Below are 14305 nucleotides of genomic sequence, written 5' to 3' on the forward strand. Positions count from 1 at the left end.
CCGACCCATGGCCACGGTCACCCGCGCCCCGCTGGGCGGTGTCTCCCGTCCGGGCACCGCCCGGCGGGCCCTCGGACTGCTCGCCGGACTGCTCCTGCTGGCGCTCGCCCTGTTCGCGAGTGTGATGGTCGGCAGCCGGACCACCTCGTTCGGCGATGTCCTCGATGTTCTCTCCGGCAGCGCCGGCCCCCGGCTCACGGATGTCGTCGAGAGCCGCTATCCGCGGACGGCGCTCGGAGTGCTGGCCGGGACCGGCCTCGCCGTGGCGGGCACGCTGATGCAGGGGGTGACCCGCAACCCCCTCGCCGAGCCGGGCCTTCTGGGGATCAACGCGGGCGCCTCGGCCGGTATCGTCACCGGGGCGGCGTTCTGGGGTGCCGGCGGGGGTACGGCCGGTGTGGCGGCGATCTGCACCGCATTCACGCAGTACGTGGTGTACGCGATGGAACGCGACAACGCCACGGTCCTCACCGCCTACGTCAACGGCAGTCTGACGGCGCGCTCCTGGCAGGACGCGGCGACCATCGGGCTGGTGCTGCTGGTCGCTCTTCCGGCGACCGCTCTGCTCACCAGACGGCTGGGCATCGGTGAGATGGGCGACGACATCGCCCGGGGGCTCGGCTCGGACCCAAGGAACACCCGGACGTACGCCGTGGTGCCGGCGATCGTCCTGTCGGCGGGGGCGGTCGGGGTCGCCGGCCCGATCGCGTTCATCTCGCTGACGGCGCCGCAGACAGCCAAGCGGCTCACCCGGGTCTCCGGCCCGCATCTGCTGCTGTCGGGACTGACGGGCGCCCTGCTGCTCGTGCTGGCCGATCTGTGCGCACAGCAGCTGCCGCTGCTGGAGAATCTGCCCGTCGGTATCCACACGATGGCCATCGGCAGGGCGTACCTCGGGTTCCTGCTCACCCGGGAACGGCGCCGGGGAAAACTGTAGGGCGCCGGTGCGCCCGATGGCCGCGGGTGCGGGGTCCGGGCCGGGCCGGCACCGGGCGACGGCGGTGCGCCTCGGCGGCCGAACGGACGATGCCGGTCGGCCGCCGGGCCGGACCTTTCTCGCGCTGAGGGCTCCTCGTCCTGTGAAACTCTCCCTGCACGCCGGGCCGCTCAGTCGAATCGTCAGTGCCGCTCAGATGCTGAAACGCTCCTTCGCCAGCAGCGGCCTGACCCTGGAGGCGAATCCTCCGGCACGGAAGGGTCGTTGCAGCAGGCCGGGCCGCAGTTCCTGGGCGAGGGCCGCCGCGATCATCCCCTGGTCGAGCGCGAGCACGAAGTCGCTGACCCGCCCGGTACGGACGTCGACGGAGTCGCGGAAGCCGAATCCGTCGTGGTAGGCGCCGAAGTCGCGTTCCAGTGCGCGGAGATTGGCGATCGCCTCCCGCCGGGCGTAGGGGAGGGCGAGGAACGCGGCGTGCGGGGTGACCACGCCGCTGGACTGGTAGCCCTCGATCTGCATGCCGATCGCGTCGACTCCGTACTCCCGGTAGCCGCCGGAGGGGATGTTGGCCGGGGAGAAGCCCCAGTAGCCGTACTTCTCCTCCTGCAGTCCGTGCTCGATCTGGGAGCGCACATAGCGCTGGTGGGTCAGCCCCCAGGAGCGGCGGGCCCATTCGGGCTCGGGGACGAACAGCGGCACCATCAGCGCCTCGAACATCGAGCCGCCCCAGGAGGGGACGAGCTTGCGGCCGCGGTAGGTGTAGTGGCCGTTCCAGACACGGATGCCGTCGACGGTGGTGTACGAGCCCCCGGGCATCTGCTCCTGACCGTGCTCGGGGAGCATGGTCCGCAGCATGTGCCAGTAGTGGTCGGTGGGCAGTGAGCCGTCCGCGATGCCGAGGTAGCTGGCCATACGGGGCTCGGTGTTGAGCGCGCCGTAGTGGTGGCCGGTGGGTTCCCCGGTGTCGGTCCAGAAGCCGCCGCGCAGCTGGCCGGGGCCCTTGACCGGGTCCGCGGGGTCGTAGGGCGTGTAGAAGTACGACCAGTCGGCGTCGGCGAGGATCCTCGCGATCCGGCGGCGGAGGCGGGGCTCGGCGTCGGCGGCGATGCGCAGACCGGTGACGAGCCAGGCGTTGTCGACGGAGGAGAGGAAGGGGCGGACGGGATTGCCGTTCTCGGGCCAGGTGGTGAGGACCGAACCGTCGTAGGCGTCGTACCAGTTGAGCCAGAAGCCGTGGTGGCGTTCGAGCTTCTCGACGGCACCGACCATGTGGTCGAGGCGACGGCGCAGCGCGGACCGGTCGATCACCCCGAGGCCCGCCGCGGCCACGGTCGACCAGAGCCCGCAGCCGATGTTGGTGGGTGAGGTGTTCTTCGACGGCACGGGCGGCGCGGAGCCGCTGATGTCGGCCTTGTCCGCGGTGAGGCCGAAGTCGGTCGTCAGTACCTCGATCGAGTGATAGGTGTCGCGGAACCACTTGCGCAGCAGCGGTGTATCAGAGGCATGAACACTTTCCATGTCCTCGGTGGAGCGCATATCGGCGGCGGTCGCGGCGGCGGCCCCCGCCCGGTCGCGCGGTGCCGCCAGTGCTGTCGGAGCGGAGAGCGCCGGGAGGGACAGGGCGGCGGCCCCGGCTCCTGCGGCGGTGAGGAGGGTTCTGCGATCGAGACGGTCCATGTGATTCCAGCTCCCGGTGAGATGGGCGGGGTTGCGGAGGTGGTGCGGGTGCGGGGGCCGTCGGCCGTCCGGGTCCGGCGGCCCCCGGGTCGGGTGGGCGCTCCGGTGTCAGCCGCGGGCCAGACGCAGGAAGCGGATTCCGGGGTTCGGCAGCTCGACGGTCAGGGTGAGGGCTCCGCCGGCGTCCGCCGTGAGCGTGCCGAGCCCCTCCTCGGGCAGCCGGTCCGCGGCGCGCAGCTTCTCCCACTGCTGCTCGTCGGGCCACGCACCGCCGTCCAGGTCCTTCCAGACCGCCTCGATGTTGGCGTGCTGTTCGTCGACGCGCTGGGAGACGACGGAGTAGGAGGCGCCCGGGACCAGGCCCGTGACGCGGACGGTGGCGCTGCGGTCGAGCGCGGTGGAGCCGTCGATCTTCGACTGGTCGAGGGTGCCGTTCCACAGGAGTACGTCGACGGTGGAGCCGTCGTCGGCGCGGGTGGCGAGCGTCTCCACGAGGGTCTCGGCACCGTCACCGGTCACGGCGGCAGGGATCCTTCCGCCCGTGAGCCGGCTCAGCAGGTGGAGTGCCCAGAAGCGGGGCTTGCGCAGATTGCCGACGGTCAGCAGCCCGAAGCCGCCGTGGAAGAGCCGGGGCGGCCAGCCCAGCTCCTCGAACTGGTCGGAGGCGACCCAGTAGGCGAGGCAGTCGGTGGAGGCGAGCGCGCTCTTCATACCCCGCAGTACGAAGGACGCGGAGAAGACGGAGTCGCTGATCCGGTGGAAGTGGGTGGGGGTCACCCCCCATTCGGTCCACAGGATCTCCGGCTCGGCGCGACCCGTCGACTCGGCGAAGGCACGGGTCATCGGGCGGAAGTCGAGAGGGGCGTTGCCATAGGTGTGGGTGGAGACGAAGTCGACGGGGAGGTCGTGTGTCCGGCAGTGCTCCAGCAGCGCTCCGACCCAGCCGGCCGCGGCGGAGGACGGTCCGCCGACCCGGATCCGTTCGTCCACGCCCTTCACCGCGCGGACGGCGATTTCGTAGAGGCGGTGGTAGTCGTCCTGGGTCCCGTTCCAGAACACTTCGAGGTTGGCCTCGTTCCAGACCTCGAACTCCCAGCCCGCAACCTCGTCCGCGCCGTACCGGTCCCGGAGGTGGACGATGAGGTCGCGGCAGAGGTCTCCCCAGCGGTCCCAGTCGGCGGGGGTGGAGACGAGGGCCTTGTAGTCGAAGACGGTGTAGCCGGGGTCGGCGGCGAGTTCGCGGGGCATGAAGGAGAGCTCGACGACGGGCTTGAGCCCCGTGGCGAGCAGGCGGTCGTACGCCTGGTCCAGTCCGGAGAAGTCGAAGGTGCCGTCCGCCCGGACGGAGACCGTCTCGGGCAGGAAGGTGCCGTGGGCGCGGATCGTGCGGACGCCGATCTCGTCCCGGACGATGCCCAGCGCCTCCGCGTAGTCGGCGGCGACATCGGATCCGCCCGCGCCGGGCTTGTCCCAGGTCAGCAGCGAGAAGTGCTCGCCGCCGATCATCCTGTTCCACACACCGGGGAGTTCGGTCGTCGCGGCCGAGGCGTCGATGGCGACGGTGACCTCGGCGGGCCCCTCGCCCGCCGCCCCCGCGCGCCCGGCGACGGCCTCGGACAGTTCACCGGCGCCGCTGTCGGACCAGGTGGCGATCCTGTAGTGGTAGTCGCGGCCGGGCTCGACCAGGGTGTCGGCATAGGGCGGGTGCGGTACGGCGAGGACATCGCCCCCGAGGTGGTCCAGGGGTTCGAAAGGCCCCTCGGCGGAGTCGGCGCGGTGCACCAGATAGCCGAGAGCTCCCTCGACCCGGGGCCAGTCCAGCTGGACGAGACCGGTGCCGCTCTCCGCGGTGGGCCGGCCGGGGGCAGGCAGTTCACCGGCTCCGGTGAGCCGGGTGTCGCTCGGCTTGCCGATCCGGGAATCCCAGTCGACATGGGCAGCGGACTTATTGCTCATTTCGGTGCAGACCTCTTCATCGGGAGTGTGGGGTGGTGGTACGACGGCGGCATAGGCCGCCGGGAGTGGGACGCGCTCCCCGGGGCGCCCCGCAGGGGGCGGGCCCCTCCGGGTGGCCGTCCCCACCCGGTCGGCCGCGCACCGCCGGGGGCGGTGCCGGGTGGCGGGCGGCCGGGGTCCGTGGGCAGCGGACGCCGGGCGACGGCGATGGCCGGGTGGGTCACCCTGACCGGGTGGACCGTTCCGCGGCGGCGGTGCGGCCAGCTGCGGCGTGCTCCGGCCGGAAGGGATGTTCCGGTCCGGCGGACTACTTCAGACCGGCGGTGGCGATGCCCTGGGTGAAGTGCCGTTGAAGCGCCGCGAAGACGAGCAGCACGGGCAGCACCACCAGGAAGGAGCCGGCCATCAGCACACCGTTGGCGCCGTTGGCCCGGTTGGGGTCGGTGGCGAAGGTCGCCAGCGCCACGGGCAGTGTGTATTTGTCGGGGTCGTTGGTGGCAATCAGGGGCCAGACGAAGTTGTTCCAGGACTGGAGGAAGGTGAGGATCGCCAGCGTCGCGAGGGCCGGTTTCACCAGGGGCATCACGATCCGCCAGAAGATGTACCACTCCCCCGCGCCGTCGAGCCGGGCGGCTTCCAGCAGTTCGTCGGGGACCGACAGCATGAACTGGCGCATCAGGAAGACCCCGAAGGCCCCGGCGGCGAACGGCAGGACGAGCCCGGCGTAGGAGTCGATCAGCTGCATCTTGCTCATCAGGACGAACAGGGGCAGCAGCATCAGATTGCCGGGCACCATCAGGGCGCCCAGGACGAGGCCGAAGACCTTGCCCCGGCCGGCGAAGTTCAGCTTGGCCAGGCCGTAGCCCAGCATCGAGCAGAACAGCAGATTGGAGACGGTGACCAGAGTGGCCACGATGGTGGAGTTCAGGAAGTAGGTGGGGAGATCGAGCAGATCCAGCAGCTCGCGGAAGTTGGCGAGCGTCCACTCGGTGGGGATCCACACCGGCGGGCTGGCGGCCAGTTCCGGCTTGGTCTTGAAGGCGGACAGCGCCATCCACAGGAACGGCGCGGCCATCAGCACCAGCCCCGCGCCGAGCACCAGATAGGTGGCGGGCTTCTTCATCCGCGCCGAGCCGCCCGGCCGCGGCGTGCCCGCCGGCCGCGAGGTGTTCCTCGCCCGCCCGGTGCTCTTCATGGGTGCGGTGCTCATGCGGTGTTGTCCTTCAGCAGACGGAGCTGGAGCACCGTGACTCCCATGATCACGACGAAGAGGACATACGCCATGGCGCTCGCGTAGCCCATATGGAAGAAGTTGAAGCCTTCCCGGTACATGTTGAGGGAGACCGTCAGGGTGCTGTTGGAGGGCCCTCCGTTGGTCATCACGAACGGCTCCTCGAAGACATTGAGATAGCCGATGGTGGTGATCACGGTGGCATAGAGCAGGGTGGGCCGCAGCAGGGGCACGGTGATCGCGCGGAACTCGTGCCAGGCTCCGGCGCCGTCCAGCCGGGCGGCCTCACGGACCTCGTGGGGGATGGCCTGGAGGCCCGCGATGAACAGGACCATGACCGTTCCGAGGTTGCGCCATACCGCCATCACGATGAGGGAGGGCATGGCGAGGGTCTCGGAGCCCAGGAAGTCCGGTGAGGTGAGGCCCATTTCGGCGGCGACCCCGGCGATGAGACCGTCGGCCGGGTCGAGGACGAAGCGCCAGACGACGGCGATGGCGACGATGCTGGTGACGACGGGGGCGTAGAAACCGATCCGGAAGAACGTACGCAGCCGGTCGATGCCGTTGTTGAGCAGGACGGCGACGACCAGTCCCGCGACGATGGTCAGCGGGACACCGACGACCACGAAGTACAGGGTGTTGAAGAGTGCGGTGAGGAACTTCTCGTCGTCGAAGAGCTTGGTGTAGTTCTCGAAGCCGATGAACTCCGCAGAGAACGGGTCGGTGACATTGCGCAGCCCGAAGTCGGTGAAGCTCATCACCAGGGTGGCGATGATCGGCAGCGCCATGAAGACCGCGAACAGCACCAGGAAGGGGGTGGAGAACAGCCAGCCCGCCAGATTCTGTACACCGGCCCGGCGTTTGCGCGGCGGCCGTGCCCCGGGCGGGGACGGGTCGGCCGTCCCCGCCGGTTGTCCGGCCACCTCGTCGGTGATGGTGCTCACGGAACTACCCCACCAGTTCCGCGGTCTCGGACTGCATCTTCTTGGCGGCCTGCTCCGGGGTGGCCTTGCCCTGGGTCACCGACTCGATCGCCGCGTCGATCTTGGAGCCGATCTCGGCCCACTTGGCGAGCGCGGGAACCGCCTTGGCGGACTCCATCTGGGTGCGGAACACCTTCATGTTCGGGTCGGAGGCGAGCTTGCCCTCGTCCCAGGCGGCCTTGTTGCTGGGGAGGTCGGTGGTACGGACATACCAGTCGGCCTGGTTGGCGGGCTCGGTGAGGTACTTGATGAACTCGGTCGCCGCGGCCTTGTGCTCGCTGTCCTTGGAGACGACGAGGCTGGAGCCGCCCGCCCAGGAGGTGGAGGAGGTGCCGGAGGGGAGCGGGGCCGCGGCCCACTTGCCCTTCAGCTGGGGCTGGTTCTCGGCGATGTTGGTGGTCTGCCAGGGACCGGACAGGAACATCGGGACGCTGTCGTTGCCGAAGTCCTTGATGACGTCGTAGCCGGGCTGCACGCTCTTCTTGGAGAGGCCCTTCTCGAAGTACGAGGCGTACTCGGTCAGGGACTTGACGGCGGCCTCGCTGTCGAGGGCGGGCTTGCCGTCCTTGATCAGTTCACCGCCGGCCGAGTAGAAGAACGGCAGCCAGTTCTGCCATGCGTCGAGGTTGTAGGGCTGGAGGGAGATCCCCCACTTGGTCTTGGCCTTGTCCTGGTAGGCGCTCGCGAGGGCCGAGAGCTCCGCCCAGTTCGCGGGGGCCTTCTGTACGCCCGCCTTACCGGCCAGATCGGTGCGGTAGTAGAGGACCCGGGTGTCGACGTACCAGGGGACGCCGTAGACCTCGCCGTTGACGACGTTGCCGTCCCAGGCGGCGGGGAAGAAGTCGTCCTTCTTGAACACCGTGGTGTCCACCGGCTCCAGTACGCCGAGTTCGGCGAACTCGCCCATGAAGGTGGAGCCCATCTGTGTCACATCCGGAAGATTTCCGGCGGCCGCGGCCGAGACCAGCTTCTGATGGGCGACATCCCAGCCCACCGGTGTGACCTTCACGGTGATGTTGGGGTTCTTCTTCTGGTACTCGGCGGCGACCTCGCCGAGTTTCTCGCCCTCGGTGCCCATGGCCCAGACGGTCAGCGTCTGCTTCTTGTCCGCCGCGACCCCGTCCCCGCCCGAACTGCCGCACGCGGAGATTCCGAAGGTGGCCGCGAGAGCGACGGCGACGGAAGCGGTTCTGGCAGTGCGGTGCATGGGGCTCCTCCTTGAGCTTCCGGCAGTCCGGCCGGTGATGTATGCGCTGCCTGTAAGCGCATACATCACCCTGCGGCAGCCTCGCGGACATCCGCAAGCACCCTTGGGATAACGCTTCCGTAACGACGCCGCCCCGCGGGCGCCATCGACGCGGCCCTGCCGGCGCCCGACGGAAGAACGCTAAGCGGAATGTTTGCAGACCGAAAGCACATATATGCCATTCCGCTTCCCGGGCCGGTCGGAACACACCTCGCGCCCCGGCCCCCACGTGGTGAACGGGGGCCGGGGCGCGTCGGTGGCGCGCGGGTCAGGCGCGGGCGGCCGGAGGGCAGCCGCAGCTGGCGCGGCGGGCCACGGAGACCGGCAGCATCATCGACACCGGCTCACGGCTGCGGTCCCGCAGGCGCTGCACCAGCAGTTCCACGGCCTCCTCGCCGAGGCGCCGCATGGGCTGCCGTACGGTCGTCAGCGCCGGACGCACCAGACGGCTCAGGGGAATGCCGTCGAACCCGGTCACGGCGATGTCGCCGGGCACCCGGACACCGCGCGCCTCCAGGGCGTGCAGGGCGCCCACCGCCATCTGGTCGTTGGCGAACAGCATCGCGTCGGGCCGCTCCCCCTCCCGGTCGAGCAGTGCCTCCGCCGCCCGCGCCCCTTCGGCCTGGGTCATCATCAGGACCCGTGCGGCCGGTTCGTCCGGCACCGGGAGCCCGGCCTCCCGGCAGGCCTTCCGGAACCCGGCGAAACGGGCCTCGGCATCCGGTGAGTCCCGGTCCCCGCCCACGAAGACGAGCCGGCGCAGCCCGTGGTCGCGGATCAGATGACGGGCCAGTTCCCGCTCGCCGTCCACGTTCGCGACCTCGATGTGGTCGAGATGGTCGATCTCCCGCGGACCGGCGAGCATCACCACGGGCAGCCGCCGGGAGATGACCTCCAGGTCCTGTGTGGGAACGGTCCGGGCCAGTACCGCGAATCCGTCCACCCGTCCCGCCACCTGCTCCACCAGGCTCTGCGGCCCGCCTTCCAGAGGGGCGGCGATCAGGAGGGCGTAGCCGTGACGGCGTGCCGCGCGCTCCATCCCGTGGATGATCTGGTCGGAGTAGAGCATGACGGCGGAGTCGTCGTCCTCCACGTCCTCGCCGTCCGCCTCCGCGTCGGGATCGGTGTAGTCGGGGAAGCAGAGCCCGAGGACACCGGTGCTGCGGCTGGCGAGTCCGCGTGCGTTGCCGCTCGGCACATAGCCGAGGTCCCGTGCGGCCTCCAGAACGCGCTCGCGGGTCCGGGCGCGTACGGAATCGGGATTCCGGTAGACCCGCGACACCGTCGCGATGGAGACGCCCGACCGCTCGGCGACGTCGTACACAGTGGGGGTGCTCACCCGACCGACCGTCCGCTTCTTTGTCTCTCGTGACCTTTGCGTATGCGCTCTGAAAGCGCATTCACCCTAGGTCTCGGCGATACCGCCGGGCAAGACCGGCCCGCGGGAAGCGGCCCGTCCGCCGTGTGTTTCCGGCCAGGACTCTCCCGCCCTGGCCCCAGCGGCCCGGCCACCGGAGCCGCGGTGCCCCGCGACCCGCCGTCCGGGCAGCCGTGCGGGATCCCGGGGGCGGGGTGTCCGGCCCCCGGGGCGTCCGGATCTCGGGGGTCCGGTCTCCCCGGCGTCCCGCCCCGGTGTCGGCCCCCCGGCCCCCCGGCCGTCCGGACCCGGTCTCGGCGCCCCGGGCGTCCCCGTTCGCGTGCGGCGGGCAGGACAGGGGCGGCACGGGCCCGGCTGCCGCACCGCGCCGGACGGCCCTGGGCAGCGCGGTCCGTATTACCGCAGTCCTCCTTACGGCGAGTACCGCGCAGCATAGAGTGGGCGTCCACGGCGAGGACACGTCCCAGCCGGGTCCGGTCGGCCCCACACCGTGGAAGCGCCGAGCGCGGCCTCGGCTTCCCGGGAGGCGATACGGCCTTGAGCAGGCATACCTTTGCGTTCTGCGGAGCGGGGTCCGCAGCCGTCTATCTCCTCGGCGACGAAGGCGACGGCCTGGACCTCGCCGAGGCCGTCGAGGGCCCCGGCGGACCGTACTCCGTGCCCCCGCTGATCCGGCTCGCCGGACGCTCCCCCGTCGCCGAGGTGTTCCGCACGGGCCGGCCGCTGTGGCTCGACCCCGCCGGACTCCAGGCGTACGCGGCGGACGACACCCACGGCTGCCCGGACACCGAGCTGCGGAACCGCGTCAAGACCTGGCCGCCCGGTACCTCGCTGGGCGCGCTCCCCCTCGGCGGGCATGCCAGCAGACGCGGCTGCCTCGTGGTGACGGGGGCGTTCCCCGAGGGCTTCGACCCGGACCGCCGCCGGCTCCTGGAGCTGTACGCGGACCAAGTGGCCGCGGGCATCGAGGCGTTCGAGTCCCGGCTGGTACGGCGCCAGCAGCCGCGCCGGCCCCGTGGCTCGGGCCTGGTGCCGCTGCGCAGCGGCGCCTTCACCCTGCGGCTGGACACCGGCGGGATGACGGCCGACGCCCAGGTGCTGGATCTGCTGGGCATCGGCCCCGAGGACTTCGACGGGCGCGCGGAGACCCTGGTCGCCTGTGCCGTACCGGACGATGTGCCCGCGCTGATGTCCGTCGTGGAACCGGGACTGCTGCCCTCGTCCGACCATCAGCTGGCGTTCCGGATCCGTTGCCGCAACGGCGAGTTACGGTGGCTGGGCCTGCGCTGCCGGGTGCTGGTGGCCGACGACGGCACACCGGAACGGGTGCTGGGCGTGGTCGCGGACGCCTCCTATCTTCGGCCCAGCGCCGACGAGGTCTCCCGGGTGCAGCGGCTCTCCGCAGAACTGGCGGGCGCGACGACCGTACGCGATGTCAGCGAGGTGGTGGTCGCGGCTCTGCGCGCTCCCCTGAACGCGAGCCGGGTGGCGGTGGCGCAGGTGGAGGGCGAGCGGCTGTTCGTCACCGTCCTCGATCCGCCGGCCCCCGGCGCCTGGCCCGAGGTGTGGCGTTCCGAGTGGCGTTCCGAGTGGCCCGACGCGTCGAGCGGATCCCTGCCGACCCTGCGGCGGACCCTCCGCGAGGGCACGGTGACCGTATGGCTGCCCGGTGCGGCCCTCGAACCCGGACTGGCCGACATCGGCCCCGGCGGGCTCGCGGTCCTGCCGCTCCAGGCGGACGGCCGGATGGTGGGTCTGTGTCTGGTGGGGTGGGACGAGGAGCACCGGTTCGGCCCCGAGGAAAGGTCTCTGCTGACCGCGACGGCGTCTCTGGTCGGGCAGGCGCTGATGCGGGCCCATGCACTGGACGCCCGGCACGAACTGGCCAGAACCCTTCAGCGCAGTCTCCTGCCGCGCAAACTGCCGGTGCTGCCCGGCGGCAGGGCCGTCGCCCGCTATCTTCCCGCGACCGTGGGTCTGGAGGTCGGCGGCGACTGGTACGACGTGATCCCTCTGCCCGACAGCCATGTCGCCCTCGTCATCGGGGATGTGCAGGGCCACAGCGCGGAGGCGGCGAGCATCATGGGGCAGATGCGGACGGCCATCAGGGCGTACGCGGTGGAGGGCCATCCGCCCGATGTGGTGGTCGGCCTCACCAACCGCCTGCTCACGGGGATGGAGACCGATCTCTTCGCCACCTGCTGCTATGTGGACCTGGACATGGAAGAGGGCCATGCGCTCCTCGTCCGGGCGGGGCATCCGCCACCGCTGCTGCGGCATCCCGACGGCTCCACCGAGGAGCTCGACGTCCAGGGCGGGCCGCCGCTGGGTGTGATGACGGACGCCCAGTTCCCGCTGACCGAGGCGGGACTTGCTCCCGGTACGGTCCTCGCGCTGCTGACGGACGGGCTGGTCGAGTCGGCGAACCTGCCGCTGGACGAGGGGATGGGCCGGCTGCGCGGGCTGCTGGGCGCGGCCGACCCGGCGGACCCCGGGCACATGGCCGACGCGCTGCTCGGGAACGTGGGCCGTCGCGACGACGATGTCGCGGTGCTGCTGCTGCGGTACGACGGAATGGCCGTCAGGCCCCTGCGGGCCCGCTGGACGGTGTGGCGGCTTCCCGACGCCATCGTGCACGCCCGCAGGTTCACCGCCCGTACCCTGCGGTCCTGGGGCGCGGCCGAGGAGATGGATGTCGCCCTGCTGATCGTCTCCGAACTGGTCACCAACGCCATCGCGCACACCCGGGGACAGGTCCGCCTGGATCTGACACTCTTTCAGGACCGGTTGAGGATCGCCGTCAACGACTCCTCGCCCCGCTCCCCCGCACGGCCGGCCGGGCTGGATCTGGACGCGACCGGGGGCCGGGGGCTGTTGATCGTCGAGGCGCTGGCGACGGCGTACGGCTCGCTGCCGTTCGCCGGGGGCAAGCAGGTGTGGGCGGAGGTCGGGGTGACCCGCTGATCCGGCCCGGCGACGGCCATCCGACGGCCGGGGCGGCCCGCGGCAGCCGTACGCGCGACGTACGGGCACGGGCGGCCGGTGGCGGACCGGGGCCGCGCTTCTGTGCTGCCGTACGCCGGAGGTCGACAGGGGTCGCAACGGAACGGCGCGGTGGTTTCCGGCGGGCCGTGTGTGGCGGGCGGGCGGTTCCGGCGGGCCGCTGCCCCCGCGATGCCCGTACGGCAGCGTCCGTACAGCGCACGGCGCTGGCCCGGTCCGGCCGCGCCCGGCGGTCGGTGCCCGCGCGGGTGTGCCCACCCCCCGGTGGCCGGCTTCCTGCCGCCGGGTTCTCGGTATCGGATCCCCGGCCCCGGATCCTTGTCGGCCCGTCAGCCCGTCGGTCCGTCCTCGTACACTGATCCGCATGAGCCGAAGACACTGATCCTCCGCCGCAGGTCCATCCGGAACGGACGGAGCGCGCTGCCGGGGCCCGCCTCCGGGACGAGCAGTCACCGCCACCGTCCACCACTCCGTTCCGGAGGGCTCTTCCGTGCAGTTTTTCGCCTCGTTCCCGCCCGTACGCTCCCGCCCGCCCGATGACCGCCCCCTGCGGCGGCTGGAGCGGACGCTCCTGGTGTACGCGGGCCTCAAGGATCTGATCCTGCTCTATCCGGTGTACGCGCTGCTGTTCGCCGAGCACGGCCTGACCACCGGCGAGATCTCCTCCCTGTTCATCCTGTGGTCCGTGACCGGTCTGGTGGTCGAGGTGCCGTCCGGTGCCCTGGCGGACCTGGTGTCCCGGCGTCTGCTGCTCGTCGCCGGACCGCTGCTGAAGGCCGTGGGCTTCGCCCTGTGGGTGTTCGCCCCCTCGTACGGGACGTTCGCCCTCGGGTTCGTGCTCTGGGGCACGGGCAGCGCCCTGCGCTCCGGTGCGCTGGAGGCGCTGGTCTACGAGGAGTTGGAGCGGCTCGGCGCGGCCTCCCGCTACACCCGGCTGATCGGCCGCTCGGCCGCCGTCGCCGCGATGGCCACGGCCACCGCCACCGCCGCGGCCGCTCCCGTGCTCGCCCGGGGAGGCTTCACCGCCCTGGGTCTGGCGAGTGTCGCCGTCTGTCTGCCGGCCGCAGCGGTGGCCGTGCTGCTGCCCGAGCACCGGGACGGACGTCGGTCGGCGGTACCGGACACCGACACGACAACCCACTCGCACACCGGTACCGGTACCGGTACCGGCTCCGCGTATCTCGCGACGCTGAAGGAAGGGCTGGGCGAGGTGCGCGCCAGTCCGTCCGTGCGGCGCGCGCTGCTGATGACGGTCCTTCTCACGACGGTCTGGGAGGCGCTGGACGAGTACGTTCCGCTGCTGGCGGCCGAGACGGGTGCCGCCCCGTACGAAGTGCCGTTCCTGGTTCTGACGGTGTGGGTCGGTGTGACGCTCGGCAGTCTGGTGGCGGGCCGCGCGGAGCGGCTGGGCGCCCGGGCGTCGGGGCTGGCGCTGGCGGCCGGGGCGTCGGCCATGGCCGTGGGCCCGTTGTCCGGGGGCCCGGGCGGATTTCTCCTGCTGGCCCTGGCGTTCCTGGTGTTCCAGACTGCGGAGGTGGTCGCCGGGGCCCGCCTCCAGGCCGCCATCACGGGACCGAGCCGGGCGACCGTGACCTCGCTCGCCGGTCTCGGCACCGAGGTGTCGACGCTGATGGTGTACGCGGTCTACGGGGCCGCCTCCGGATACGCCGGCCACGGCCCGCTGTTCGCCCTGGCCGCCGTTCCCTGTCTGGCGGCCGCGCTGGTGGCCCTCCGGCGCCGTCGTCCCTCCCCCAAGCCGTCCGGCGCACAGGGTCGTTGACGTCTCCTCGTGATGACTGCGTCCGGCGGTGGACAGGCAGTACAGTCGTCGAGCCGTCCATGGACGAAGGCGATCCGGCCGGGGGGCCGGGTCGCCCGGTCACGGTTGTGGGCG

9 protein-coding genes are annotated in these 14305 nt (G+C 71.4%); 3 read left to right on the top strand and 6 right to left on the bottom strand.

Annotation, left to right across the window (positions count from 1 at the left end; translation table 11 throughout):
* Positions 1 to 7 precede the first annotated feature (7 nt).
* Positions 8 to 937 carry a FecCD family ABC transporter permease gene (locus ACIBCM_RS08140; RefSeq protein WP_399241126.1) on the top strand — a complete coding sequence of 310 codons (930 nt, stop codon included), beginning with the start codon at positions 8 to 10 and terminating at the stop codon, positions 935 to 937.
* 192 nt (positions 938 to 1129) lie between these two features.
* Here ACIBCM_RS08140 and ACIBCM_RS08145 read toward each other — a convergent pair whose 3' ends face one another.
* From ACIBCM_RS08145 to ACIBCM_RS08170, 6 genes are all read right to left on the bottom strand, one after another.
* Positions 1130 to 2614 (bottom strand): glucoamylase family protein, encoded by a 1485-nt coding sequence (locus tag ACIBCM_RS08145; RefSeq protein WP_399241127.1) that lies wholly within the window; start codon positions 2612 to 2614, stop codon positions 1130 to 1132.
* A gap of 108 nt (positions 2615 to 2722) precedes the next feature.
* Complete coding sequence (locus ACIBCM_RS08150) at positions 2723 to 4570, bottom strand: glycoside hydrolase (protein WP_399241128.1); 1848 nt, start codon at positions 4568 to 4570, stop codon at positions 2723 to 2725.
* A gap of 307 nt (positions 4571 to 4877) precedes the next feature.
* Positions 4878 to 5693: a carbohydrate ABC transporter permease gene (locus ACIBCM_RS08155; RefSeq protein ID WP_399241279.1), complete on the bottom strand. Its 816-nt coding sequence runs from the start codon at positions 5691 to 5693 to the stop codon at positions 4878 to 4880.
* Positions 5694 to 5776: 83 nt separating this feature from the next.
* Positions 5777 to 6745 (bottom strand): carbohydrate ABC transporter permease, encoded by a 969-nt coding sequence (locus tag ACIBCM_RS08160; protein ID WP_399241129.1) that lies wholly within the window; start codon positions 6743 to 6745, stop codon positions 5777 to 5779.
* 4 nt (positions 6746 to 6749) lie between these two features.
* The gene (locus tag ACIBCM_RS08165; RefSeq protein ID WP_399241130.1) at positions 6750 to 7991 is read right to left on the bottom strand and encodes a sugar ABC transporter substrate-binding protein; all 1242 of its coding nucleotides are present in this window, start codon (positions 7989 to 7991) and stop codon (positions 6750 to 6752) included.
* Between the two features lie 307 nt (positions 7992 to 8298).
* Positions 8299 to 9369 (bottom strand): LacI family DNA-binding transcriptional regulator, encoded by a 1071-nt coding sequence (locus tag ACIBCM_RS08170; protein WP_399241131.1) that lies wholly within the window; start codon positions 9367 to 9369, stop codon positions 8299 to 8301.
* A 576-nt stretch (positions 9370 to 9945) separates the two neighbouring features.
* Between ACIBCM_RS08170 and ACIBCM_RS08175 the strand changes: the two genes are divergently transcribed.
* Both ACIBCM_RS08175 and ACIBCM_RS08180 read left to right on the top strand, forming a co-directional pair.
* Positions 9946 to 12372, top strand: coding sequence for a SpoIIE family protein phosphatase (locus ACIBCM_RS08175; RefSeq protein ID WP_399241132.1), 2427 nt, complete (start codon positions 9946 to 9948; stop codon positions 12370 to 12372).
* Positions 12373 to 12901: 529 nt separating this feature from the next.
* Positions 12902 to 14191: an MFS transporter gene (locus tag ACIBCM_RS08180; RefSeq protein ID WP_399241133.1), complete on the top strand. Its 1290-nt coding sequence runs from the start codon at positions 12902 to 12904 to the stop codon at positions 14189 to 14191.
* Positions 14192 to 14305 lie beyond the last annotated feature (114 nt).

The sequence above is a fragment of the Streptomyces sp. NPDC051018 genome (assembly GCF_044456085.1).
In the GTDB taxonomy this organism is placed as follows: domain Bacteria; phylum Actinomycetota; class Actinomycetes; order Streptomycetales; family Streptomycetaceae; genus Streptomyces.